Genomic DNA, 23,311 nt, shown 5'->3' with positions numbered 1-23,311 from the left:
GGACACCGGGATGCTTCGATCCACGCATCGCCGTGCCGTCGACCTCATGGCGCCACGGCAGAACAGCTTCGGCAATTTAAGTCATCGATTGTTTATTTTTCGTAAGCGAAGCCGAGGCCTTTAGCGGGCTCGCTTTCGCGCACGGACGACGCATTGCAGAGAGCCGCAATTTTTCAGCCGTTCGGCGATGCTGGGCTGCCGGCAGGGACCGCGTCAGGGAGACGGACTGGCAATGCGCTGCGCGTGTTGCTCGCAAATCGGAGTACAGGAGAGTACCGAACGCTCCGTCTGGCGGAACACCCGGACCGTGTTGCCCTCATCGATCGAAACGAGGATGCGCTCGTCGACGATCGCGTTGCCGTCGGCATCGAGAAGGACGAGATTGGTTGTCCCAAAATTGCGGCCCGTCAGAACAATCGTCTTGGCATCGGCCACGGTCGCGTCGGCGACATCGGCGTTGCCGACGATGACCTTGCTGACCGGGCGGTCGAGCTTGAGCACGCGCGCGTGGTCCATATAGACCCGTAGCATGTCAGTGTCCTCGGCACGGGCGGCGCCGATGGCAAGACATGCCTGTGAAAGCAAAATGCCGATGACCAGGCGCATGGCCCTGGAGGTGGCAAGTGTCCTGGCGGTTTCCATCCCGAATACCTTATAGCTGTCGCTCGCGTAAGCATCGCCGCGAATGGTGAACGAAGCCTTAACCGCGCAGCATTTCCCACCCGGCAATAGAAGGGCAAATGTGGTGCGCCATCCCATCCCCTGCAGCTGGCTCCGGCGAGCAAGACTCCTTCAGGGCTTTGTTTACCACGATATCTGGCAATCAGCATTAACGCTCCAGTAACCGCCTTCCTTAAGCAGGTGGCAATGCGGCGCCTGTAGGTTGCAGTCATCCGAACAACGGCAAACAGTTGTCGGACGTGCTGAACCCAACACTTGTGGAGTTAGGAGAGTTCCCATGACCAAGATTTTCGCTCGCTTCCTGAAGGACGAATCCGGCGCGACCGCCATCGAATATGGCCTGATCGCAGCCCTCATCTCCGTCGCCCTGATCTTCGGCGCCAACGCTCTCGGTGACGCGCTGAACAATCAGTTCAACTTCCTCGCGACCACGATGACCGAGTCGCAGAGCTAAGCGACGGCGCCCGCCCTGGGGCGGCCCGACGCGACAGTCGCATAATCAAAAAGGACCGCCTTCCTGGGAGGCGGTCCTTTTTCCCTGAGCCAAGAGCGATCAGCACCGATGGCTTACTTTGGAAAACCTTAACGCTCACGCGCTAGAGTTGGCCGCAAAGGGGAGCATGTCATATGACCGAAGCAGCCATCTTTGTCGTCTTTCCGCTGTGCCTGGCGATCGCTGCCTTCTCTGACTTCTTTACCATGACCATCCCGAATCGCGTCTCCGCGATCGTGCTGGCCAGTTTCATCGTCGTGGCACCACTTGCAGGCTTGGCCATGCCGCAGATTGGATTCCATCTGCTCGCCGGCCTGATCGTGTTCGCCTCTTGCTTCGCGCTCTTCGCCATCGGCGTTATGGGCGGCGGCGATGCAAAGCTTCTTACGGCGAGCGCCGTATGGTTCGGCCTGACGCCGTCGCTCGTGGCGTACCTCGTCTATGTTTCGTTTTTCGGTGGTATTCTCACGCTCGCAATCCTGTCACTTCGTGGCCACGCCAGCGCAATCATGGCTTCCGGCCTGCCCCTGCCGAACCATCTCCTGACGGCCAAAAAGGTACCCTACGGCATTGCAATCGGCATTGCGGCCTTTTTCGCCTATCCGTCTTCGCCACTCATGCAAGCCGCACTGGCCAACTTCCATTGAGACGCCGGCGTACCGCGGCACGACAGCAGTTCGTCCAGCCATATCGGCTCAGGTACCTGGCGTCAGTTGCGTGGGCGTAGTCCGGGATTTCCTCCCTCAGAAATTGCATTAGCAATGCGCATTCCCCTAACAGGCGTTTGCCAGAGACGATCTGTTAACCAAACTCCTAAGCAACTCATTAACCATAAATACACCAATTGATGGTCAAGGTGACGTTACGCATCTCCGCACGTCCAGGGGCCAACCATGAAACCGGCGCGAATCATCATACTGGCAGTGGCCGTCCTTTCGGCCGGCGGCGCGGGCTATCTCGCGCTGCAGCTCGCCCGCGGCAAGTCCGTGGTTCAAAGCGAGCCGGTGGTCGAGCGCGAACCAACCGTCAACGTCCTGGTCGCAACCCAAAGCCTTCCGGTCGGCTCGCGGCTGAACGCCGATTCGTTCGGCTGGAGCGCCTGGCCGCAAACCGGCGTCGCCGAGGGCTTCATTACCGACCAGAACCGGCCCGATGCGGTGGAGAAACTCGAGGGCGCGGTCGTGCGCATGCCGATCTTCAAGGGCGAACCGATCCGGCAGGAGAAGGTTGCCGATTCGAGCAGCAAGATCATGTCGTCGCTGCTTCCTGCCGGCAAGCGCGCCGTCTCGACCGAGATCTCCGTTGCAACCGGTGCTGGCGGCTTCATCCTGCCGAACGACCGGGTCGACGTCATCATGGTCCGTCCGGGCGACGCCGAGATGAAGATTACCGAGACCATCCTCAGCAATGTGCGGGTGCTGGCGATCGACCAGCAGATCGAAGAGAAAGACGACGGCTCAAAGACCGTCGTCGGCACGACGGCGACGCTCGAGCTGACGCCCGACCAGGCCAAGGTGATCACGGTCGCCCAGCAGATGGCCGAACGGCTGCAACTGGCGCTGCGAAGCGTCGCCGATGCGCAGGAGCAGGACACCGAGGCCGCTGACTATCTTTTGAGCGGCGGCGACGGCGCGCCGATCATCCAGGTCATCAAATCCGGCGAGATCGTCAAATCGAACTCGCCCGGTGCCAACCAATGAAGCAGGAGCGCAACGTGCGTGGATTCGGAAAGAGATTTCGAGCTTCTGTCGCCGGCGGGATGACCTTCTGCCTCGCCTTCTCCGGCATGCCCGGAGCGGTGGTGACGGGTGGCAGCGCGGTTGATCTGGCGCAGGCGGCTTCGACCTCGCTCGTTCGCATCACCAATGCCGGTCCGGGCGCGCGCAAATCGCTGAAGCTCGGGCTCAACAAGGCAATCGTCGTCGACCTGCCAACCGACGCCCATGACATCCTGGTCGCCGATCCGATGAAGGCCGACGCCGTCACCCGGACCTCTCGCCGCATCTATATCTTCGGCAAGGAGGTCGGCCAGACGAACGTTTTCATCTTCGGCCCGAACGGCGAAGAGATCGTCAGCCTCGAGCTTGCCGTCGAACGCGACATCGCCGGACTGCAGGAGCACCTGCGCCGGTTCATTCCCGACTCCGACATCTCCGTCGAGATCATCTCCGATAACATCGTTCTCACCGGGACCGTGCGCACGCCTCAGGATGCGCTGCAGGCCGCTCGTCTGGCGGACATCTTCCTGACAGGCGGTGAAGCGACGACGCGAACCGTAACCGCACAGGGCAACAACGGCGACGCGGCGATCTTCGGCGAAGACCGGCAACGCTCGCAGGTCGTCAACATGCTCAAGATCGACGGCGAAGACCAAGTCACGCTCAAGATCACGGTCGCCGAAGTCAGCCGCCAGGTCCTGAAGCAATTGGGCTTCAACGGCTCCGTCCTGGGCAATGACGGCGGTATCTCCTTCCGCAACCCCACCAATCTCGGCGGTTCGGTCGACTGGGCCACCAATGCGGCGCTTTCGGGAACGGTCGGTGGGACAGCGATTGCCAGCTATCTCAACGCCATGGAACAGGCGGGCGTCATGCGCACACTCGCAGAACCGAGCCTTACGGCCATTTCCGGCGAGGCGGCGAACTTCTATGTCGGCGGCGAGTTCCGCCTGCTCAGCGAGCAGGGAATCAAGACCAACGAAGAGACCAGGGAGACCGAAGTCAGCCGCGACTACGACACCGTGGAATACGGCATACGGCTGAACTTCAAGCCGGTCGTGCTCTCCGCCGGCCGCATCAGCCTGCGGGTCGATACCGAAGTTTCCGAGCCGACCTTCGAGGGCTCGGCTTCGCTGATCGGCCAGAAGGGCATTCCCGGGGCGACCGCGCTCAGCATCCGCCGCCGCCAGGCTTCCACCAGCGTTGAACTGCCCTCCGGCGGCTCGATCGTGATCGCCGGCCTCGTCAAGGACGACATCCGCCAGGCGATGTCGGGCTTCCCGGGTCTCTCCAAGATTCCGATCTTCGGCACCCTCTTCCGCTCCAAGGACTTCGTCCGCAACGAGACCGAAATGGTGATCATCGCCACCCCCTACCTCGTTCGCCCGGTCGCGCGCAGCGTCCTGAACCGACCGGACGACAACTTCAACCCGACGAACGACGCCGCGAGCTTCTTCCTCGGCCGGGTCAACCAGATCTACGGCCGCAAGGAGGCTGGGGTGCCGGTCGGAAACTATGCCGGCGCCGTCGGCTTCATCTACAAGTGATCGGGGAACGGACATGACCGCACGCATTCGCTTCAAGGGTCCGCTCGAAAGGCTCCGCCCAATGCCGCTCAACCGCGCCGTTCCGGCAGTACTCGTTCTTTCGGCCGCGCTGCTTGCAAGCTGCGCCAACCGCGACGTTACGGCGACCGCTTCGATCCCCGACGACTATCGCACCCGGCACCCGATCGTGCTGACGGAAGCCGAACACACCCTGGATGTTCCCGTCGCATCGGGCGATCGGTCTCTGACACTCTCCATGCGCGACAACGTCCGCGGCTTCGCCCAGAACTATGCGTCGAAGTCGAACGGGACAGTACAGATCATGGTGCCGCAAGGATCGTTGAACGCCGGCGCCGCAGCCGCTCTGCGCAAGGAAATCCGCGCGACCCTCGTCGCGGAGGGCGTACCCAGCAAGCGGATCATCCAGACCAGCTATGGGGCCGCCGGCCAGGGCGACGCCGCCCCGATCCGACTTGCCTTCGTCTCGACCACGGCCAAGACGAACCCCTGCGGCCAATGGCCAGAAGATCTGACGCTGAACACCATGGAAAACCGGCAGTACTACAATTTCGGCTGCGCGACCCAGGCAAATCTCGCCGCACAGATTGCCAATCCGATGGATCTCGTCGGACCGCGCGGCATGACGCCGATCGACGCAGAGCGCCGCGCAACTGCGATCCAGGATTACCGCGAGGACGGCACGAGATTCTAACGGACGCCAGAGCGGACTGACGGTCAAGGATGGGACTTGAGAGATGACGAGTATCGAATACGGCATTGAGGCGCACGAACCCGCCGACGTCTTCCTCGAGGACGGCGGGCACACCGGCCAACTCGATCATCTGCGGCCGCTGCCACGCATTTCGATCCATGCGTTCTGCGAGAGCGAGGGCATGCTGCAGACAATGGAGCGCTGCGCAAGCGACCGCCGCATGGCCAAGGTAAGCCTGCGCATCAACAGCGGCAGTATCCCGGCGGCCGCCAACATGTTCGCCTCCGCCCCGACGCCGAACCTCATTGTCATCGAAACGTCGACCGAACCGTCCGCGCTGATGGCTGAGCTCGCGCCGCTGGCCGAAGTTTGCGATCCGAGCACGAAGGTTGTGATCGTCGGCCATCACAACGATATTGCGCTCTACCGCGAGCTGATCCGCAACGGCGTCTCCGAGTATCTGGTCGCGCCGGTATCCATGGCCGATGTCCTCAACGCCGTCACCTCGATCTTCATCGATCCCGAAGCCGAGCCGCTCGGCCGCACGGTCGCCTTTATCGGCGCCAAGGGCGGGGTCGGCTCCTCGACGATTGCGCACAATTGCGCCTGGGGCATCTCCAGCCTGTTCTCGACGGAGGTGGTGCTGGCCGACCTGGACCTGCCCTTTGGCACGGCCAACATCAATTTCGACCAGGATCCGGCGCAGGGGATGGCCGAGGCCGTCTACACGCCCGAGCGGCTGGACGAGGTCTTCCTCGATCGATTGCTGTCGAAGTGCTCCGAGCACCTGTCCCTGCTTGCGGCACCTTCGATGCTCGACCGCGCCTACGATCTCGAACGCGGTTCGTTCCAGCCGATGATCGAGGTTCTCCAGCGAAGCGCCCCGGTCAACGTGCTGGACGTGCCACATGCATGGTCGGAGTGGACCCGCACGCTTCTGGGCGAGGTCGACGAGGTGATCGTGACCGCCGTGCCAGACCTCGCAAACCTGCGCAACGCCAAGAACATGTTCGATGCTTTGAAGAAGCTGCGGCCGAATGATCGCCCCCCTCACCTGGTTCTCAACCAGGTGGGCTTGCCGAAACGACCTGAGATCGCCCCCAACGAGTTCTGCGATCCGCTCGAGGTCCAGCCGATCGCGATCATCCCCTTCGATGCCCAGCTGTTTGGCACGGCCGCCAACAGTGGCCGCATGATCGCCGAAATGGACAAGAAGTCGCCGGCGGCGGAAACCTTCTCGCAGATTGCGCACATCGTGACGGGTCGGGCGACGGTGAAGAAGCCCAAAAAGGGCGGGCTCGGCAAAGTGCTGGGCATGCTTGGCCGCAAATGACACCCTGCCAGGGCTTTGAGAACTGGATGAAGCAGTATGTTCGGTAGACGCGGAAACGAAGGCTTTGGAAAGAGTGGTGGCCCAAGCGGCCATCCGCCGCAGGCCGCGCCGGCGCCTGCCCCTGTCGAGCGCACGCCCGCTATCGCCGTGGCCGAACCCGTTCGCGAAACGACGCCCCCGCCGGCGCCGCACCAGCCCTCACCGATCGGCCGCAAGCGCTCACCGCGCACGGAAGACTATTACGACACCAAATCGCAGGTCTTCTCCGCCCTGATCGATACGATCGACCTGTCGCAACTCGCCAAGCTCGACACGGAGAGTGCGCGCGAGGAAATTCGCGACATCGTCAACGACATCATCACGATCAAGAACTTTGCGATGTCGATTTCCGAGCAGGAGGAACTGCTCGACGACATCTGCAACGACGTTCTCGGCTACGGCCCGCTGGAGCCGCTGCTGGCGCGCGACGACATCGCCGACATCATGGTCAACGGCGCCGGCAAGACCTACATCGAGGTCGGCGGCAAGGTGGAGGAATCGGAAATCCGCTTCCGCGACAATGCCCAGCTGCTGTCGATCTGCCAGCGCATTGTCAGCCAGGTCGGCCGCCGCGTCGACGAGTCGAGCCCGATCTGCGACGCCCGCCTGCCCGACGGCTCGCGCGTGAACGTCATCGCCCCTCCGCTTGCCATCGACGGCACCGCACTCACCATCCGCAAGTTCAAGAAGGACAAGCTGACACTCGACCAGCTGGTGCGCTTCGGCTCGATCACGCCCGAAGGGTCAACGATCCTGCAGATCATCGGCCGCGTGCGCTGCAATCTCGTCATCTCCGGCGGTACCGGCTCGGGGAAGACGACGCTGCTCAACTGCATGACGCGTTACATCGATACCGACGAGCGTGTCATCACCTGCGAAGACTCCGCCGAACTGCAATTGCAGCAGCCGCACGTGGTTCGCCTCGAAACCCGCCCGCCGAACATCGAGGGCGAGGGCGAGATCACCATGCGCGACCTCATCAAGAACTGCCTGCGCATGCGGCCCGAACGCATCATCGTCGGCGAAGTTCGTGGTCCCGAGGTGTTCGACCTGCTGCAGGCCATGAACACCGGTCACGACGGATCGATGGGCACGATCCACGCCAACTCCCCCCGCGAATGCCTGAGCCGCATGGAATCGATGATCGCCATGGGCGGCTTTACGTTGCCGGCCAAGACCGTCCGCGAGATCATTGCCGGCTCGATCGATGTCATCATCCAGGCGTCACGCCTGCGCGATGGTTCACGTCGCATCACCCACATCACCGAAGTGGTCGGCATGGAAGGCGACGTGATCGTCACCCAGGACCTGATGCGCTTCGAGATCGAGGGAGAGGACGCTAACGGCCGCATCATCGGCCGTCATGTCGGAACCGGTATCGGCAAACCGCATTTCTGGGACCGCGCGCGCTATTTCAACGAGGAACGGCGTCTGGCGGCAACGCTCGACATGATGGAAAAACCGGAATAGCCGAGGCTTGAGATGTTCGGACTGGATATCATCGTCGTCGCGATCATCGCCCTGGCCGCCCTGGCGGCCGGCGCCCTCGGATACGGCGTGCTCTTTTCGCGCATCGAGACCGAAAAGAAATCCGAAAACCGCGTCAACCGGGTGAAGGCGGCCGAAACCGACCAGAACAAGGTCAAGGCCGCGCGCGAGCGCATGCAGGAGATGACGAAGCGCCGCAAATCGGTGCAGGATTCGCTGAAGGAACTCGAAAAGAAGCAGCAGGAACGACACAAGAAGACCTCGCCCAATCTCAAGGCCAAACTTTCTCAGGCGGGGCTCTCCGTGACACCGATGCGGTTCACGGTCATGGGCGTGGCCTTCGGCTTCTTCATGATGGTCGCGTCGATCATTGCCGGGGCGCCGCTCCTCATCGCCGCCGGCGTCTTTGTCATCGCCGGTCTCGGCTTTCCGCGCTGGGCGTTGAGCTTCATGGTGAAGCGACGCATGAACAGGTTCCTCGAGGAGTTTCCCAATTCGCTGGACGTCATGGTGCGTTCTATCAAGTCGGGCTTGCCGCTCACCGATGCCCTGCGCCTGATCGCAGCGGAGGGTCAGGAGCCGGTCAAGTCGGAGTTCCGTCGCGTCATCGAATCACAGCAGATGGGACTGAGCGTGCCGGAAGCCTGCGCACGCATGTTCAATTACATCCCGCTGCAAGAGGTCAACTTTTTCTCCATCGTCATCGCCATCCAGAGCCAGGCTGGCGGCAATCTCTCGGAAGCCCTCAGCAATCTTTCCCGTGTCCTGCGCGAGCGGCGCAAGATGAAAGCCAAGATCAGCGCCATGTCGATGGAGGCGAAGGCGTCCGCCGCAATCATCGGCGCGCTGCCCCTGATCGTCATGCTGCTCGTCTACCTCTCGTCGCCCGACTACATGATAGTCCTCTTCACCGATCCGCGCGGCCACCTCATTCTCGGCGCCTCGGCGGTCTGGATGTCGATCGGTGTCATGGTGATGCGCAACATGATCAACTTCGATATCTGAGAGGGAACGGCGCAATGTCGGAACTGGTCAGCACGCTTACAAACCCCGATATTCTGTTGCCCGCTTTCGTCGCGATCGCAGTGCTGGCGACCTTCTACACGCTCGCAGCCCCCTATTTCGAGGGTGGCGATCTCAATAAGCGGATGAAGACGGTCGCGCTTGAGCGGGACCAGATCCGGGCGCGCGAGCGCGCGCGGCTGAACGCCGAATTGCAGGGAAAGGGCTCGCTGCGGGCCCGGAACAACACTTCCGTGCGCCAGATCGTCGACAAACTGAACCTGCGCGAAGCACTGGTGGACGCCGGCACGATGAACAAGCTGCGTCAGGCGGGCTATCGATCGCAGAACGCGCTCAACATCTTCCTCTTCGCGCGTTTCGTCCTGCCGTTCGTGTTCTTCGCCGTCGGTGCCTTCTACATCTTCTATCTCGGCTATCTTGGCGACAAGCCGATGTCGATCCGCATCCTGGCCTCCATCGGCATCGCCTATCTCGGTTTCTACGCGCCGAACATCTACATTTCGAACCGTGTTTCCAAACGGCAGCTTTCGATCCGGCGCGCCTGGCCCGACGCGCTGGACTTGCTGTTGATCTGCGTCGAGTCGGGAATTTCGATGGAGGTGGCGCTGCGCCGCGTGGCCGATGAAATGGCTGTCGCCTCGGCCGAGCTGGCAGAAGAGCTGGTGCTGACGACGGCGGAGCTTTCCTTCCTGCAGGATCGCCGGGTGGCCTATGAAAACCTGGGTACCCGTACCGGTCTCGACATCGTCAAGGCGGTCATGCAGGCGCTGATCCAGGCCGAGCGCTACGGCACGCCGATCGCCCAGGCGTTGCGGGTGCTGGCGCAGGAAAGCCGGGATACGCGCATGAACGAGGCCGAGAAGAAGGCCGCCGCCCTGCCGCCCAAGCTGACGGTGCCGATGATTCTCTTTTTCCTGCCGGTGCTGATCGCCGTGATCCTCGGCCCCGCCGGCATCCAGGTGGCGGACTCGTTCTGATCTCGCCGCCGTCTACGGCCGACATTTTTCGGTTTATTGGGAAAGCGGTGGTGCGGCGGCGAACTCGCGCAAAGCATCCGCCGCCCTGACAAGCGTCGGCATTCGCAGGGTGTTCGCTCACGGAGCAGACGTCAGTTCGTGTTGCCCTGGTCGTCCTTCGAGAGCTGTTTCCAGGCATTCTGCTGCGAGAGCATGCCCCGCAGATAGGCGACGTTCGCTTCGGCCTGTTCGGCGCTGAGCTCCTGCCGGGCGATCTGTTCCGCCTCGGCAAAGCGGCCCTGCAGGCCGATGGTGAGGGCAAGGTTCTGCCTGACGCTCGATTCGGCGCCCGGCTGCTGCGCAGCCGAACGCAGATAGGTCTCGGCGGTGCGCAGATCGCGCGCGAGTACGTAGGACATGCCGAGATTGGAGAGGACGGACGGCTCGTTCGGCTGCAGGTCAAGTGCCTCGCGGTAGCGGGTACGGGCGTCGGACGAGCGACCCAGCTGATCGAGGATCGCGCCTTCCGCCGATTTCAGCCGCCAGTCCGGACGGTCGGGGGTCTGCGCCCGCTGAATGGTGCCCAGTGCTTGCTCGAGCCGGCCCGCCGCAGCTTGCGACTTCCCGTAGGCGGCAAGGACTTCGCGATCGGTCGGATGGAAGATCGCCACCTGCTGCATCACGGCAAGCGCCTGATCGTTGCGGCCGGTCATGCGAAGCAGGTTTGCGTAATTCAGACCCGCCTGCCGATCCTTCGGGTTTTTCTCGTAGGCCTTTCCGACGCTTTCCGCTGCGCGGCTGAGCTCGGTCGCGTTCATATCGGTGACGGGTTTCGATAGCTTGGGAATGGATCCCGTCTTCAGGTCATCACGCCCGCCGCCGGCGCAGCCTGCAAGCGTCGCCGTCAGAAGTGCAGTCGCGGCCAGCAGAAGCAATTTTCGGCAAGACGAATTTGCGTGCGCGGAGCAGAGCATGAATTTTCCCCAGTGCATCACTTGCGACGAATGAGGGACTCACGCCGCAATCCTCACGCCAGCAATAATCTGTTAACCCTAACAGACCGTTAATTCGCTGATTCCCGGACAGCACCGCAAAGGCTCTGCAATGGCCCCCTACCAGTTCATCGATCGCCCCTCCCCGTTCAACACGCGTGGCGGCAAGACGCTTCCGATCTTCGCGATCACCCCTGCCCATATCGAAACGGGCACGATCGAACCGATCGCGCTGGACTGGGCCAGGAAAGCGGGTTTCAAGGCGGAGCCTGGGTCGCTGCTGCTGATCCCGACGGATGACGGTCACCTCGGTGGGGCCCTGTTCGGCCTCGGCAAATCACCGTCCGACACGCCATTCCTCACCGGCAAACTTGCGCGCACGCTGCCCGCGGGAGACTGGCACATCGAAACCGCGCCGCTGACGGCAAACCGCCTCTCGCTCGGCTACGGGCTCGGCAGCTACCGCTTCGAACGCTACCGGACGGCGACGAATGACGCGCCCACGCTTCTCATTCCGGCAGACGCGGATGCCGCCGACATCAAGCGCCAGCTCGCCGGCGTCTTCCTCGCCCGCGACCTGATCAACATGCCGACCAACGACATGGGGCCGGACGCGCTGGAAGACGCTTTCCGGGCGCTCGGCGCGCACTACAAGGCGAAGGTCTCGGTGATCCGTGGCGACGACCTCCTGAAAGAAAATTTTCCCCTGATCCACACGGTCGGCCGCGCTGCCGCCGAGGCACCGCGCCTGCTGGAAATGCGCTGGGGCAAGAAGGGCCATCGCAAGGTGACGCTGGTCGGCAAGGGCGTGTGCTTCGACACCGGCGGTCTCGACATCAAGCCGTCCGCCTCGATGCTGCTGATGAAGAAGGACATGGGCGGGGCAGCCAACGTCATGGGGCTGGCGCTGATGATCATGGACGCCAAGCTCAAGATCGACCTTCGTGTCCTGGTGCCGGTCGTGGAGAACTCGATTTCCTCCAACGCCTTCCGGCCCGGCGACATCTACCGCAGCCGCAAGGGCCTGACGGTGCAGATCGACAACACCGACGCCGAGGGCCGGCTGATTCTCGCCGATGCGCTGGCCTTGGCCGATGAGGACGAACCCGATCTTCTGATCGACATGGCGACGCTGACAGGTGCCGCGCGCGTCGCGCTCGGCCCGGATCTTCCGCCGTTCTTCACCGACGACGAGGACCTGGCGGACGACCTGCGCGAGGCAAGCCTGTCCGTCGACGACCCGCTGTGGCGCATGCCGCTCTACATGGGCTACGACAAGGACATCTCGGCCCGCATCGCCGACCTGACCAACGCGCCGGCAGGCGGCATGGCCGGGTCGATCACGGCCGCCCTGTTCCTGAAGCGCTTCGTCACGCGGACGAAGGGCTGGGCGCATTTCGACATCTATGGCTGGGCGCCGGCCGAACGGCCGCATTCGCCGGTCGGCGGCGAAGCGCAAGGGATACGGGCGCTCTACCAGCACATGAAGTCGGTAGCCAGCTAATCAATGGGCCGAAGGTCGCGCGGAAAACCGGTGTCTGGCCACGCGGCCAATACCGTGTCGTGACACACTTTCCATCCCCGCATCGATACGATAGCGTAACGAAACTGCCCTATCTTGATCTTGTCGGAGATTGTCGTGCTGGAACTGACGGCCTCGCAGGCGCTCGGCCTCTGGCACAGCGTGTCGCTGCAACAGGTACGAGTTGACGGAAGGGACCTGAGCCTGCGCCAGCTTGCGATCCTGCTAGAGATCTATCTCGTACCGCCGCCCCATACGGTGCGCGGACTTGCCGCCAGGCTCGGCGTGACGAAACCGGTGATCACGCGGGCGCTCGACACGATGGGCGACCTCGGGCTGGTGACCAGGGAGCGCGACGAGCGCGACCGCCGTAATGTTGTCATCAAGCGCACCATCAATGGCGCGCTCTATCTGGAAAAGCTCGGCGACCTGATCATCGGTCAGGGTCGGGCGCTGACACCGTGAGACCGCCATGAATGCTTTGCCCGACCGCCGCCTGAACGCCTATCGCCCCGATCTCGCCGAGGATGCGCTGCGCGAAACCGTCGACGCCCCTCGCTATACCGCCGGCACGCCGGCACGGGTCTCCGCTTCCGTTATCGGCCTTCGTCCGCGGCCGGACCTGACGGCCGGCATCGATACGGAGCTCTTGTTTGGAGAAACCGTGAACGTCCTCGATCGCGCTGAGGGCTGGGCCTGGATCAAGGCAGACTTCGACGGCTATGTCGGCTACCTGCCGGAAGCGGCTCTTTCGGAGAACGGCAAGGCTGCAACCCACGTCGTCGCCGTTCCGCGCACCTTTGCCTATACCGGCGCGGATCTGCGGACGCCGCCGGCCTTTCCCCTGTCGCTCGGCAGCCGGATATCGGTCGTCGGGGAAAGCGAAACCCGGGGCACGCGCTATTTCACGCTGGAGGGCGGCCAGTCGGTCGTTGCGAACCATTGCGCCCCAGCCGGCCAGCCGATTGCGGATGACTACGTGTCTGTCGCCCTGCGATTCCTGGAAACGCCCTATCTCTGGGGCGGCCGCAGCGGTTTCGGCATCGACTGTTCCGGTCTCGTCCAGCTCGCCATGATGATGACCGGCCAAAAGACCCCCCGCGATTCGGACATGCAGGCGAACGGCCTCGGCACCGCCATCGACCGCAGCGCACTGCGGCGTGGCGATCTGGTGTTCTGGAAGGGCCACGTTGCGATCATGGAAGATCCGGAAACGATCGTCCACGCCAACGGCCACACGATGAGCGTCGCCCGGGAAGGCCTTGAGGCCGCGATCGAGCGGATCGGCTGGCTCTATGAGCAGCCGACCGGTTATCGCCGGCCCTGAGGCCGGGCCGGGTCAGTAGCCGGCGGAGCGATCGACGACATGCTGCAGCGGCTTGCCGCTTTCCAGACGCGATATCTGCTGCTCGACATGGGCAAACAGCGCCTTGACGTCAGAGGCCGCGGCGGCGTGCGGAGTGACAAACACCTTTTCGTGCGTCCAAAGCCGGCTTTCGAGCGGCAGCGGCTCCTGCTCGAAGACGTCGAGCGAAGCGCCCGCGAGTGTGCCATTGTCGAGCGCTGCAAGAATATCCGTCTCGACCTGGCTGCCGCCACGACCGGCGTTGACCAAAATCGGCCCGCCGAGGGCCCCCTCGCGGCGCAGCTTGGCGAAGAGGCCGGCGTTGAAGAAGCCACGCGTGTCCGCCGTCAATGGCAGAAGACCAACAAGGATATCCGTCCGTGCAAGGAAGGTGTCCAGCCCGGCGGCATCGAAGGTTTCGATGCCCTCGATTTCCTTCTTGCGGCGCGACCAGCCGATGACGTCGAAACCCATGGTGCGCAGCTTCGCCGCGGCATCGGATCCGAGTACGCCGAGCCCCATGATCCCGACCGTGACCTCTTTCGCCTCGGGCTGGGCGAGTTCGCGCCAGATGCGCTTGGCGTTCAGCGCCTCGTAGGCCTTGAACTGGCGCAGATGCAGCAGGCACTGCAGTACGACCCACTCGCTCATGCGCGTCGTCAGCGTCGGGTCGACGAAGCGCACGACAGGCACCTCCGGCAGGCCCGGCAAGGTCATGACATGGTCCACCCCGGCGCCGCCCGAGAAGACCGCCTTGAGATCGTTTGCCCGTGAAAACAGGTCGGCGCCAGGCTTCCAGACCACCGCATAATCGATGCCCGACAGGTCGCGGGCCTTGTTCGCCGGATGGGCGAGATCGATCACATCCCGGTCGGCGAAGGCTCCCTTCAGCGCGGTGGCAACCTCTTGGCGATCGAACTTTAAATCGATGATGACGGGGCTGTTCTTCTGCACGTTCAAACCTGCTGTGTTTCGGGGAATCGGCTATTGGCGGATAACATCTGATTTTACCGCCGCCAGGTCAAAGGCGGCGGCCATCAGGGCTTTGGTATAGGGCATCTCCGGTGCTGCGATGATCCGTGCCGCCGGCCCCTTCTCGACCACCTTACCTGCCCGCATGACGATGATGTCGTTGGCAAGCGCGCGCACGACCTTCAGGTCGTGGCTGATGAAAAGATAGGCGAGGTTGTGCTTGGCCTGCAGGTCTCGCAGGAGATCGACGACCTGCGCCTGGACGCTCATGTCGAGCGCCGAGGTCGGCTCATCCAGCATGACGAACTGCGGTTTCAGCACCATGGCGCGGGCAATGGCGATGCGCTGGCGCTGGCCGCCGGAAAACTCGTGCGGATAGCGCCAGCGGGTGGCGGGATCGAGTCCCGTTTCCTCCAGCGCCGACGCAACCCGGCGGTCGCGCTCGTCGGCCGACAGTTTCGGCTCGTGGATCTCCAGCCCCTCCGCAACGATATCGGCCACCGACATACGCGGCGACAGCGAGCCATAGGGGTCCTGAAAAACGATCTGCATGCGGTTCCTGAGCGGCCGCATTTCCTTGAAGGTGTAGCTGGCTATGTCCTTGCCGACGAAGGCGATCCTGCCCTTCGACGCGATCATGCGGGTCAGCGCCAGGCCGAGCGTCGTCTTGCCGGACCCCGATTCACCGACGACGCCGAGCGTGTGGCCCGCCTTGAGCGTCAGGTCGATGCCGTCGACCGCCTTCACATGGTCCACGACCTTGCGCATGAAGCCGGCCTTGATCGGAAACCAGACCTTGATGTCGTCCGCCGCCATGATCACCGGCTTGGTCTCGTCCGGCGGCAGTGGCGCGCCCCGCGGCTCGGAGGCCAGCAGGTGACGGGTGTAGTCGTGCTGCGGATTGGTGAAGATTGCCTCGACCGGCCCGGCCTCGACGATCTTTCCGCCCGTCATCACGCAGACGCGGTCGGCGAACTTTCGCACGATACCGAGGTCGTGGGTGATGAACAGCATCGACATGCCGTGCTCGTCCTTGAGCTTCTTCAGGAGCTCGAGGATCTGCGCCTGGACCGTGACATCCAGCGCCGTCGTCGGCTCGTCGGCGATCAGAAGCTCCGGCCGGTTCGCCAAAGCCATGGCGATCATGACGCGCTGGCGCTGGCCGCCGGAAAGCTCGTGCGGATAGGCAGACAGCCGCTTCTCAGGCTCGCGGATGCCGACCTGGTTCAGGAGTTCGAGCGTGCGGGTCCGCGCCTGCGCTCCTTTCATGTCCTGGTGCAGCTCGAGAATTTCCCCGATCTGCCGCTCGATCGAATGGAGCGGATTGAGCGACGTCATCGGCTCCTGGAAGATCATCGTGATGTCGTTGCCGCGAACCTCGCGCAGCACCGGATCCGGCGCGTTCATCAGATCGCGCCCCTTGAAGATCACCGTCCCGGACGGGTGGCTCGCCGCCGGATAGGGCAGGAGTTTCAGGATCGAGTTCGCCGTCACCGACTTTCCCGAGCCGGATTCGCCGACGAGCGCGACCACCTCGCCGCGCCCGATCTCGAAAGAGACGCGATCGACGGCAACCGACGTCTTGCCGCCCTGGTGGAAGGCGACTGACAGGTCCTTCACGCTGAGGATCGGATCGTGGTTCTCTTCGGTCATGGCGGCGCTCAACGGAAGGTCTTCCTCGGGTCGAAGGCGTCGCGCGTCGCTTCACCGACAAAGATCAGGAGCGACAGCATCAGCGACATGACGGCGAAGGCGGTCAGCCCCAGCCAGGGCGCCTGCAGGTTCTGCTTACCCTGTGCGATCAGTTCGCCCAGCGAGGGAGACCCGGGTGGCATCCCGAAGCCGAGGAAATCGAGCGAGGTCAGCGTGGTGATCGAACCGGACAGGATGAAGGGCAGGAAGGTCAGCGTCGCCACCATCGCGTTCGGCAGCAGATGCCGCACCATGATCGTGCCGTTGCCGACGCCGAGCGCCCGCGCCGCGTTGACGTATTCGAAGTTGCGCGCCCTGAGAAACTCCGCGCGGACGACGCCGACGAAGCCGACCCAGGAAAACAGCAGCATGATCGACAGAAGAATCCAGAAACCCGGCGGCAGGATCGCCGAGATGATCAAGAGAATGTAAAGCACCGGCATCGACGACCAGATCTCGATGAAGCGCTGCATCAGAAGATCGGTCCAGCCGCCGAAATAGCCCTGCACCGCGCCGGCCGAGACGCCGACGATCGCCGAGGCAATCGTCAACGCGAGACCGAAAAGGACTGAGATGCGGAAGCCGTAGATTGTGCGCGCCAGCACGTCGCGCGCCTGGTCATCGGTGCCGAGCCAGTTCAGGTTGCCGACGATACAGCCGGGATCGTCCTGACCCATCGGGTAGCCGGAGCAGCGCTCCTCCTTGCTCATCAGCCAGAAGGGTTTCGTCGGGGCCGAATGGGGGATGTTGGAGTTGGTGCTGCGATAGGAATAGCGGATCGGCGGCCAGATCATCCAGCCGTTCGCCTCGATCTCGTCGCGGATGAAGTCCGACTTGTAGTCCGTCTCGGCCAGGAACCCGCCGAACTTTTCCTCCGGATAGTTCACCAGAACGGGAAAGAGGATTTCGCCCTTGTAGGAGGCGACGACCGGCCGGTCGTTGGCGATGAACTCGGCGGAGAGACTGAGGACGAACAGGACGAGAAAGATCCAGAGCGACCAGTAGCCGCGCCGGTTGGCCTTGAAGTTCTCCCAGCGCCGGCGGTTGGTCGGCGACAGCAACCCTTTCGGCGGCGCACTGGTGGGCATCGAACGGGCATCGGGCAGGACGGCCATCAGACGTCCCTCCGCTCGAAGTCGATGCGCGGATCGACCCAGGTATAGATCAGGTCGGACAGCAGGCTGACGAACAGGCCCATCAGCGAAAAGATGTAGAGGGTCGCAAAGACGATCGGGTAATCGCGGCGGACGACGGCGTCGTAGCCGAGACGGCCGAGGCCATCGAGCGAGAAGATGTACTCGATCAGCAGCGAGCCGGTGAAGAAGGCCGAGATGAAGGCGCCGGGAAAGCCGGCGATGATGATCAGCATCGCGTTGCGGAAGACATGGCCGTAGAGCACCTGGCGCTCCGTCAGCCCTTTCGCGCGGGCGGTGACGACGTACTGCTTCTTAATCTCGTCGATGAAGGAGTTCTTCGTCAAAAGCGTCGTCGTGGCGAAGGCCGAAAGCAGCAGCGTGATAATCGGCAGCGTCATGTGCCACAGGTAGTCGAGCGGCTTCTGCCACCACGGCAACTGCCAGAAATCGTCCGAGACGATGCCGCGCAAGGGGAACCAGTCGAAGAACGAGCCGCCGGCGAAGACGACGATCAGGAGAATGCCGAACAGGAAGCTCGGCACCGCGTAGCCGACGACGATGACGCCCGAGGTCCAGACGTCGAACGTCGAGCCGTCGGAAACCGCCTTCCTGATGCCGAGCGGGATCGAGATCGCGTAGGACAGGATCAGGATCCAGATGCCGAGCGAGATCGAGACAGGCATCTTCTCCTTGATCAGGTCTACGACGGAGGTGTTGCGGAAGAAGCTCTCGCCGAAGTCGAAGCGCAGGTAGTTGCCCATCATCGTCAGGAAACGCTCGAGCGGCGGCTTGTCGAAGCCGAATTGCTTTTCCAGCTTGGCGATGAACTCGGGGTCGAGGCCGCGCGCGCCGCGGTAGCCGGAAGACGCGTCCTGCGAAAAATCCTGCAGCATATCACCGGAACCGGACAGCCGATCGCCGCCGCTCTGGCTGGTGAGATCGGAGATCACCTGCTCGACCGGTCCGCCGGGCGCGAACTGCACGACGATGAAAGAGATTGCCATGATGCCGACGATGGTCGGGATCATCAAAAGCAGCCGGCGAAGGATATAGGCACCCATCAGCCGGGCCTCCGCTTTAACGCGGGCGCCATGCCGCCGTCTGTCGCCCTGTCAGCTCTCAATCCGCCAGTTCCCGATGCATTTGTACCGCCGTGGCGGTGATTCGTGTTTCCCGCAATTTGGAGCGCGGCTCCGTTCCAAAGCAAGCTCTCATTCCGGCTTCACCTCGGTCGACCACCAGACGTCGGGAAATCCGAGGCCATAGGTCGGCAGTTCGGCGGGGTGGGTGATCCGGTCCCAGTAGGCGATCGGCGCCGCCATGCGGTAGTACATCGGCACCACATAGTGATGGGCGAGCAGCACCCGGTCCATCGCCCGCGTCGCCGCCACGAGTTCTTCCCGGTCCTTGGCGAAGATGACGCGGTCGATCAGCGCGTCGATCGCCGGATCGGCGATACCCGCATAGTTCCGCGAGCCCTCCCGCGAAACCGACGAGGAGCCCCAATAGTCGCCCTGTTCGTTGCCCGGATGCAGCGTCTGCCCCCAAACGTACCAGGTCATGTCGTAGTCGAAGGAGCGCAGGCGGTTCGTGTATTGCGCGGGATCGACGGTGCGCACGCGCGCATCGATGCCGATCCGCTTGAGATTGTTCGTATAGGGGACGGCAACGCGTTCCAGCGTCGGGCTCGACAACAGGATCTCGAAGGAAAGCGGCTCGCCCGTATCCGCCTTGACCATCCGATTGCCCTTCAGCACGTAGCCCGCATCCTTCATCAGCGCGACCGCCTTGCGCAGGTTCTCGCGCGCCTTGCCGGGGTCGCCGCCGACCGGATTTTCATAGGGCTCGGTGAAGACACTCGGCGGCACCTTGTCCTTCAATTCGTTGAGGATCTCCAGCTCCTTGCCTTCCGGCAGGCCCGAGGAGGCAAGCTCGGTTCCGAAGAAATAGCTGTTGACCCGCTTGTACTGGCCATAAAAGACCGTCTTGTTCAGTTCCTCGAAATCGAAGGCATAGTTCAGCGCCTCGCGAACGCGTTCGTCCTGGAACATCTCCTTGCGCATGTTCGGCACCATGGCCTGCATGATACCGGTGGCGCGATAGGGATTGGGGATCTCCTCGCGCTTCACGCGACCGTCCTTGACGGCGGGAAAATCGTAGCCGGTCGCCCAGCGGCTCGCCTGGTTCTCGAACCAGTAATCGACATTTCCGGCGCGGAACGCTTCGAACTCGACGTTGCGGTCGCCGAAGAAGGAATATTCGATCCGGCCGAAGTTATTCTGGCCGACATTGACGTTCAAGTCCTTGGCCCAATAGTCGTCGCGCAGCTCGTAGCGGATTGCGGATCCCGGCGAGAAGGAGGCGATCTTGTAGGGACCGGAACCCATCACCGGTTCGAGCGTCGTCTTGGAGATGTCACGCTGCTTGCCGGAGGCGTCCTTGCCCTCCCACCAGTGCTTGGGAACAACCTGAAACTGGCCGAGGATCTGCGGCAGCTCGCTGTTGTTCTTTTCGTCGAAGTGGAACGTGACGTCGCGCTCGCCCGTCTTTTCGGCCGACGTGACGTGCTTGTAGTAGTTGGTGAAGAGCGGACTGTGTTCGATGACCTTCTCGAAGGAGAAGATCACGTCTTCTGGGGTCACCGGCTGGCCGTCGGCCCATTTCGCCTCGGGGCGCAGGCGGAAGGTCGCAGACGAAATGTCGTCCGGGTAGGATACGCCTTCGGCAAGCAGGCCGTAGGAGGTGGTTACCTCGTCTTCGGAGGACTTCATCAGCGTGTCGAAGACGAGGCCGATGCCGACAGCGGTCTCACCCTTGGCCAGCAGCGGATTGAACGTATCGAAGGTGCCGTCGTTCGAGAGCTTGAGCGTCCCGCCCTTCGGCGCCTTCGGGTTGATGTAGTCGAAATGGGCAAAGTCGGGCTGGTATTTCAGCTCGCCGACGGTCGAAATCCCATGGCGCCATTGCGGGACGGCATCCTCGGCCCGTGCAGGGGCAACAAGGGAGGCGGCCGCTGCCGCAACGATCAAGCCTGAGTAAAACCAGCGTGGTCCGAACTGCATGCCAAGCCCCTTCTTGTCTGTTGCCTATGCCCCTTGCCGGAAAGATTAGTCAAATTCCGGGCACGCCGCCATCAAAGCGGCAATTTTTTGCGGCCCCCTGCCACAGTCAAAAATCCATTCACGCGAAAGCGCGCTGTGCTACTTCGCAAAGAACTATAGTCTCGACCGATTCTGGGCCATCAAATGTCTGCCATGCTCAAGCCGCTTCTTTATCGTGCAGGTCTCGCAGTCGTCCTGCTTTCGGCGATTGCCGCGCCGCTCCATGCCGAGGATCGGCCGGCCAAGGAACTGTTCGGGGCCAAGCGCCTCCCGGCCAAGATGGAAACGGCCTCCTACGGGTCCTACGCCAAGGGCTGCATTGCCGGCGCCGTGGCGATCCCGACGGATGGACCGGGCTGGCAGGCGATGCGGCTGTCGCGCAACCGGCGCTGGGGCCATCCCCAGATGATCGCGCTTCTTGAACGGTTCTCGCAGGACGCCCAGAAACTCGGCTGGCCGGGACTGCTGCTGGGCGACATCTCGCAGCCGCGCGGCGGGCCGATGTTGTCGGGCCATGCCTCGCATCAGATCGGCCTCGATGCCGACATCTGGTTCACGCCAATGCCCGATCGGCGGCTTTCGGCGCAGGAGCGCGACGAACTGCCCTTCACCTCCATGCTCGACAAGAGCAAGTTCCTGACAGTCGATTCGCGCCGCTGGACCTCCACGCACGCCCGGCTCGTCATGAAGGCGGCAAGCTATCCGCAGGTCGAGCGCGTCTTCGTCAATCCGGCAATCAAGAAGAAGCTGTGCGATACTTGGCAGGGAGACCGCTCGCTGCTCGGCAAGGTGCGACCGGTCTACGGCCATGACGAGCACTTCCACATTCGCATCAAGTGCCCTGCAGGTGCTGCCGGCTGCAAGCCACAGGCAGCGGTGCCGGCCGGCGACGGCTGCGACAAGTCGCTCGCCTGGTGGTTCACCGACGAACCCTGGGCCAAGCCGAAACCGAAAAAGGACGAGAAGCCGGTCAAGCCGCGCGTCACGACTTTGTCCGACCTCCCGAAGGCATGTGCCGTCGTTCTTGCCGGAGCGGCGCCCGCGTCGGAGCAGGAGGTTACCTATGGCGGCGGATCTGCACTGGCCTTCAGCGGGCAAGAAGCGCCCGACAACAGCATTGCCGCCGTGATCGCCGCCGACGCGGCGGCCGAGCCGGCCGGTCTCATCCCCGTGCCCCTGCCGCGGCCATCACTGCAGTAGCGGCAGGCCCGCGTGGCCTCGACGCGGCTTCTTACGAACCCAGCGGTCCCGTAGGGTTCAAATCGATTTAAACGTCGGAACCCGCCAGCGATGCGACTTGCAATCGTTTATGACATACCGATGGTATTGAAGCGTGCTACAGCCGAGTTGCTGGTTTCGACCGGCATCTGACAATGGCGGCGCAAGCTTGCTGATCGAAAACAATTGCGAGACGAACAACCGGCAGGGAGGCGCAAGACCCAATGGCAAAGGCGAACGATGGCGAGATCGCCCTCCCCTTTCCGATCCTGATCGGCGACATCGGCGGCACCAATGCGCGTTTCGCGCTGCTGATCGACGCCTTTGCCGCGCCGCGGGAGTTCCCGGTGATCCAGACCGCGCAGTTCGACACGATCGACGACGCCCTGCAGCGCTGCATCCTGGATACGACCTCGATTCAGCCGCGCTCGGCGATCCTTGCGCTTGCCGGGCCGATCCAGGGCGACGAGGTGCCGCTGACAAATTGCGACTGGGTCGTCCGCCCGCGCGACATGATCGCCAATCTGGGCTTCGAGGATGTGCTGCTTGTCAATGATTTCGAGGCACAGGCCCTGGCGGTCGCCTCGCTTTCGGACAGTGACCGAGAACAGATCGGCGGCGGACAGGAATACTACGCCGCCTCCCGCGCCGTCCTCGGACCCGGGACGGGCCTTGGCGTCGCCGGTCTCATCCACGCCCAGCGCTCGTGGATTCCCGTTCCCGGCGAGGGCGGGCACGTCGACATGGGGCCACGGACCGAGCGCGACTACCAGATCTGGCCCTTCCTCGAGCCGATCGAAGGTCGCGTTTCCGCCGAACAGCTTTTGTGCGGTCGCGGGATCATGAACATCTACCATGCGGTCAGCGCGGCCGATGGGCGCGAGACGCCGCTCGAGACACCAGCTGCCGTCACCTCGGCGGCCCTTGCGGGAAGCGACGAAGCGGCGGTCGAGACCGTTTCGCTCTTTTCCACCTATCTCGGACGTGTCGCGGGAGACATGGCGATGATCTTCATGGCCAGGGGCGGCGTCTATCTCGCCGGCGGCATCTCGCAAAAAATCCTGCCGGCGCTGCACCGTCCGGAATTTCGCGCCGCCTTCGAGGACAAGGCCCCCCACAACGAATTGCTCCGCTCGATTCCGACCTATGTCGTCACGCACCCGATGGCTGCGCTTGCCGGCCTTGCGGCGTTCGCCCGCATGCCCGATCGCTTCGGCGTCGCCACCGAAGGGCGGCGCTGGCAAAAATAGACCGGCCGCTTCCAACTCAGAGCAGACTCGCCAAACGGGCCGGGACACACTATAGAGCGCGCCAAGGCCCTTGTGTCGGAAGGCACCGGGTAG

At 63.1% G+C, this 23,311-nt stretch carries 21 protein-coding genes; 14 read left to right on the top strand and 7 right to left on the bottom strand.

Annotated features, from left to right (window positions below):
- Positions 1–213 precede the first annotated feature (213 nt).
- The gene (locus AC1DDS_RS09810; protein WP_405030148.1) at positions 214–606 is read right to left on the bottom strand and encodes a pilus assembly protein N-terminal domain-containing protein; all 393 of its coding nucleotides are present in this window, start codon (positions 604–606) and stop codon (positions 214–216) included.
- Between the two features lie 352 nt (positions 607–958).
- Here AC1DDS_RS09810 and AC1DDS_RS09805 point away from each other — a divergent pair, with 352 nt between their 5' ends.
- The 9 genes from AC1DDS_RS09805 (at position 959) to AC1DDS_RS09765 (ending at position 10,011) form a co-directional block, all read left to right on the top strand.
- Positions 959–1,135 carry a Flp family type IVb pilin gene (locus AC1DDS_RS09805; protein ID WP_477478731.1) on the top strand — a complete coding sequence of 59 codons (177 nt, stop codon included), beginning with the start codon at positions 959–961 and terminating at the stop codon, positions 1,133–1,135.
- A gap of 173 nt (positions 1,136–1,308) precedes the next feature.
- Positions 1,309–1,821 (top strand): A24 family peptidase, encoded by a 513-nt coding sequence (locus AC1DDS_RS09800; RefSeq protein ID WP_477478730.1) that lies wholly within the window; start codon positions 1,309–1,311, stop codon positions 1,819–1,821.
- Positions 1,822–2,067: 246 nt separating this feature from the next.
- A complete protein-coding gene (gene cpaB, locus AC1DDS_RS09795; protein ID WP_477478729.1) occupies positions 2,068–2,874 on the top strand; it encodes a Flp pilus assembly protein CpaB in 807 nt (268 codons plus the stop codon).
- A 14-nt stretch (positions 2,875–2,888) separates the two neighbouring features.
- Positions 2,889–4,439: a type II and III secretion system protein family protein gene (locus AC1DDS_RS09790; RefSeq protein ID WP_477478728.1), complete on the top strand. Its 1,551-nt coding sequence runs from the start codon at positions 2,889–2,891 to the stop codon at positions 4,437–4,439.
- Positions 4,440–4,500: 61 nt separating this feature from the next.
- A complete protein-coding gene (locus AC1DDS_RS09785; protein WP_477479012.1) occupies positions 4,501–5,151 on the top strand; it encodes a CpaD family pilus assembly protein in 651 nt (216 codons plus the stop codon).
- A 43-nt stretch (positions 5,152–5,194) separates the two neighbouring features.
- A complete protein-coding gene (locus AC1DDS_RS09780; protein ID WP_477478727.1) occupies positions 5,195–6,484 on the top strand; it encodes a CpaE/TadZ family protein in 1,290 nt (429 codons plus the stop codon).
- A gap of 36 nt (positions 6,485–6,520) precedes the next feature.
- Complete coding sequence (locus AC1DDS_RS09775) at positions 6,521–7,993, top strand: CpaF family protein (RefSeq protein ID WP_477478726.1); 1,473 nt, start codon at positions 6,521–6,523, stop codon at positions 7,991–7,993.
- 12 nt (positions 7,994–8,005) lie between these two features.
- Positions 8,006–9,016, top strand: coding sequence for a type II secretion system F family protein (locus AC1DDS_RS09770; RefSeq protein ID WP_477478725.1), 1,011 nt, complete (start codon positions 8,006–8,008; stop codon positions 9,014–9,016).
- Positions 9,017–9,030: 14 nt separating this feature from the next.
- Positions 9,031–10,011: a type II secretion system F family protein gene (locus tag AC1DDS_RS09765; protein WP_477478724.1), complete on the top strand. Its 981-nt coding sequence runs from the start codon at positions 9,031–9,033 to the stop codon at positions 10,009–10,011.
- A 131-nt stretch (positions 10,012–10,142) separates the two neighbouring features.
- On the opposite strand, the gene AC1DDS_RS09760 is transcribed toward AC1DDS_RS09765, so the two are convergent.
- The gene (locus AC1DDS_RS09760) at positions 10,143–10,964 is read right to left on the bottom strand and encodes a tetratricopeptide repeat protein (RefSeq protein WP_477478723.1); all 822 of its coding nucleotides are present in this window, start codon (positions 10,962–10,964) and stop codon (positions 10,143–10,145) included.
- A 130-nt stretch (positions 10,965–11,094) separates the two neighbouring features.
- On the opposite strand from AC1DDS_RS09760, the gene AC1DDS_RS09755 reads away from it, so the two are divergent.
- The 3 genes from AC1DDS_RS09755 (at position 11,095) to AC1DDS_RS09745 (ending at position 13,831) form a co-directional block, all read left to right on the top strand.
- Positions 11,095–12,486: a leucyl aminopeptidase family protein gene (locus AC1DDS_RS09755; protein ID WP_477478722.1), complete on the top strand. Its 1,392-nt coding sequence runs from the start codon at positions 11,095–11,097 to the stop codon at positions 12,484–12,486.
- 135 nt (positions 12,487–12,621) lie between these two features.
- Positions 12,622–12,969: a MarR family transcriptional regulator gene (locus tag AC1DDS_RS09750; protein WP_477478721.1), complete on the top strand. Its 348-nt coding sequence runs from the start codon at positions 12,622–12,624 to the stop codon at positions 12,967–12,969.
- Between the two features lie 7 nt (positions 12,970–12,976).
- A complete protein-coding gene (locus tag AC1DDS_RS09745; protein ID WP_477478720.1) occupies positions 12,977–13,831 on the top strand; it encodes a C40 family peptidase in 855 nt (284 codons plus the stop codon).
- Positions 13,832–13,843: 12 nt separating this feature from the next.
- Here the strand turns inward: AC1DDS_RS09745 and AC1DDS_RS09740 are convergent, their stop codons facing one another.
- The 5 genes from AC1DDS_RS09740 to AC1DDS_RS09720 form a co-directional block, all read right to left on the bottom strand.
- Positions 13,844–14,803, bottom strand: a complete 960-nt coding sequence (locus AC1DDS_RS09740) for a 2-hydroxyacid dehydrogenase (RefSeq protein WP_477478719.1) — start codon at positions 14,801–14,803, stop codon at positions 13,844–13,846.
- Positions 14,804–14,833: 30 nt separating this feature from the next.
- Positions 14,834–16,474: an ABC transporter ATP-binding protein gene (locus AC1DDS_RS09735; RefSeq protein ID WP_477478718.1), complete on the bottom strand. Its 1,641-nt coding sequence runs from the start codon at positions 16,472–16,474 to the stop codon at positions 14,834–14,836.
- Between the two features lie 8 nt (positions 16,475–16,482).
- Positions 16,483–17,628, bottom strand: coding sequence for an ABC transporter permease (locus AC1DDS_RS09730; protein ID WP_477478717.1), 1,146 nt, complete (start codon positions 17,626–17,628; stop codon positions 16,483–16,485).
- The gene (locus AC1DDS_RS09725; RefSeq protein WP_310412427.1) at positions 17,628–18,710 is read right to left on the bottom strand and encodes a microcin C ABC transporter permease YejB; all 1,083 of its coding nucleotides are present in this window, start codon (positions 18,708–18,710) and stop codon (positions 17,628–17,630) included. Before AC1DDS_RS09725 ends, AC1DDS_RS09730 begins: the two co-directional genes overlap by 1 nt.
- Before the next feature lie 150 nt (positions 18,711–18,860).
- Entirely contained in the window at positions 18,861–20,711 is a 1,851-nt protein-coding gene (locus tag AC1DDS_RS09720) for an extracellular solute-binding protein (RefSeq protein ID WP_477478716.1), read from the bottom strand.
- Between the two features lie 183 nt (positions 20,712–20,894).
- Between AC1DDS_RS09720 and mepA the strand changes: the two genes are divergently transcribed.
- Positions 20,895–21,950 (top strand): penicillin-insensitive murein endopeptidase, encoded by a 1,056-nt coding sequence (gene mepA / locus AC1DDS_RS09715; protein ID WP_477478715.1) that lies wholly within the window; start codon positions 20,895–20,897, stop codon positions 21,948–21,950.
- Between the two features lie 242 nt (positions 21,951–22,192).
- Positions 22,193–23,218 (top strand): glucokinase, encoded by a 1,026-nt coding sequence (locus AC1DDS_RS09710; RefSeq protein ID WP_477478714.1) that lies wholly within the window; start codon positions 22,193–22,195, stop codon positions 23,216–23,218.
- Positions 23,219–23,311: the final 93 nt, after the last annotated feature.

This window comes from Mycoplana sp. 10N416, from assembly GCF_056394765.1.
This window is presented reverse-complemented; position numbering and strand designations above follow the sequence as displayed.

Excerpts from the sequence above, each read along its gene's own strand:
- AC1DDS_RS09810 (WP_405030148.1), bottom strand. The coding sequence starts at position 606 with ATGCGCCTGGTCATCGGCATTTTGCTTTCACAGGCATGTCTTGCCATC.
- AC1DDS_RS09805 (WP_477478731.1), top strand. The coding sequence starts at position 959 with ATGACCAAGATTTTCGCTCGCTTCCTGAAGGACGAATCCGGCGCGACC.
- AC1DDS_RS09800 (WP_477478730.1), top strand. The coding sequence starts at position 1,309 with ATGACCGAAGCAGCCATCTTTGTCGTCTTTCCGCTGTGCCTGGCGATC.
- cpaB (WP_477478729.1), top strand. The coding sequence starts at position 2,068 with ATGAAACCGGCGCGAATCATCATACTGGCAGTGGCCGTCCTTTCGGCC.
- AC1DDS_RS09785 (WP_477479012.1), top strand. The coding sequence starts at position 4,501 with ATGCCGCTCAACCGCGCCGTTCCGGCAGTACTCGTTCTTTCGGCCGCG.
- AC1DDS_RS09780 (WP_477478727.1), top strand. The coding sequence starts at position 5,195 with ATGACGAGTATCGAATACGGCATTGAGGCGCACGAACCCGCCGACGTC.
- AC1DDS_RS09775 (WP_477478726.1), top strand. The coding sequence starts at position 6,521 with ATGTTCGGTAGACGCGGAAACGAAGGCTTTGGAAAGAGTGGTGGCCCA.
- AC1DDS_RS09770 (WP_477478725.1), top strand. The coding sequence starts at position 8,006 with ATGTTCGGACTGGATATCATCGTCGTCGCGATCATCGCCCTGGCCGCC.
- AC1DDS_RS09765 (WP_477478724.1), top strand. The coding sequence starts at position 9,031 with ATGTCGGAACTGGTCAGCACGCTTACAAACCCCGATATTCTGTTGCCC.
- AC1DDS_RS09760 (WP_477478723.1), bottom strand. The coding sequence starts at position 10,964 with ATGCTCTGCTCCGCGCACGCAAATTCGTCTTGCCGAAAATTGCTTCTG.
- AC1DDS_RS09755 (WP_477478722.1), top strand. The coding sequence starts at position 11,095 with ATGGCCCCCTACCAGTTCATCGATCGCCCCTCCCCGTTCAACACGCGT.
- AC1DDS_RS09745 (WP_477478720.1), top strand. The coding sequence starts at position 12,977 with ATGAATGCTTTGCCCGACCGCCGCCTGAACGCCTATCGCCCCGATCTC.
- AC1DDS_RS09735 (WP_477478718.1), bottom strand. The coding sequence starts at position 16,474 with ATGACCGAAGAGAACCACGATCCGATCCTCAGCGTGAAGGACCTGTCA.
- AC1DDS_RS09730 (WP_477478717.1), bottom strand. The coding sequence starts at position 17,628 with ATGGCCGTCCTGCCCGATGCCCGTTCGATGCCCACCAGTGCGCCGCCG.
- AC1DDS_RS09725 (WP_310412427.1), bottom strand. The coding sequence starts at position 18,710 with ATGGGTGCCTATATCCTTCGCCGGCTGCTTTTGATGATCCCGACCATC.
- AC1DDS_RS09720 (WP_477478716.1), bottom strand. The coding sequence starts at position 20,711 with ATGCAGTTCGGACCACGCTGGTTTTACTCAGGCTTGATCGTTGCGGCA.
- mepA (WP_477478715.1), top strand. The coding sequence starts at position 20,895 with ATGTCTGCCATGCTCAAGCCGCTTCTTTATCGTGCAGGTCTCGCAGTC.
- AC1DDS_RS09710 (WP_477478714.1), top strand. The coding sequence starts at position 22,193 with ATGGCAAAGGCGAACGATGGCGAGATCGCCCTCCCCTTTCCGATCCTG.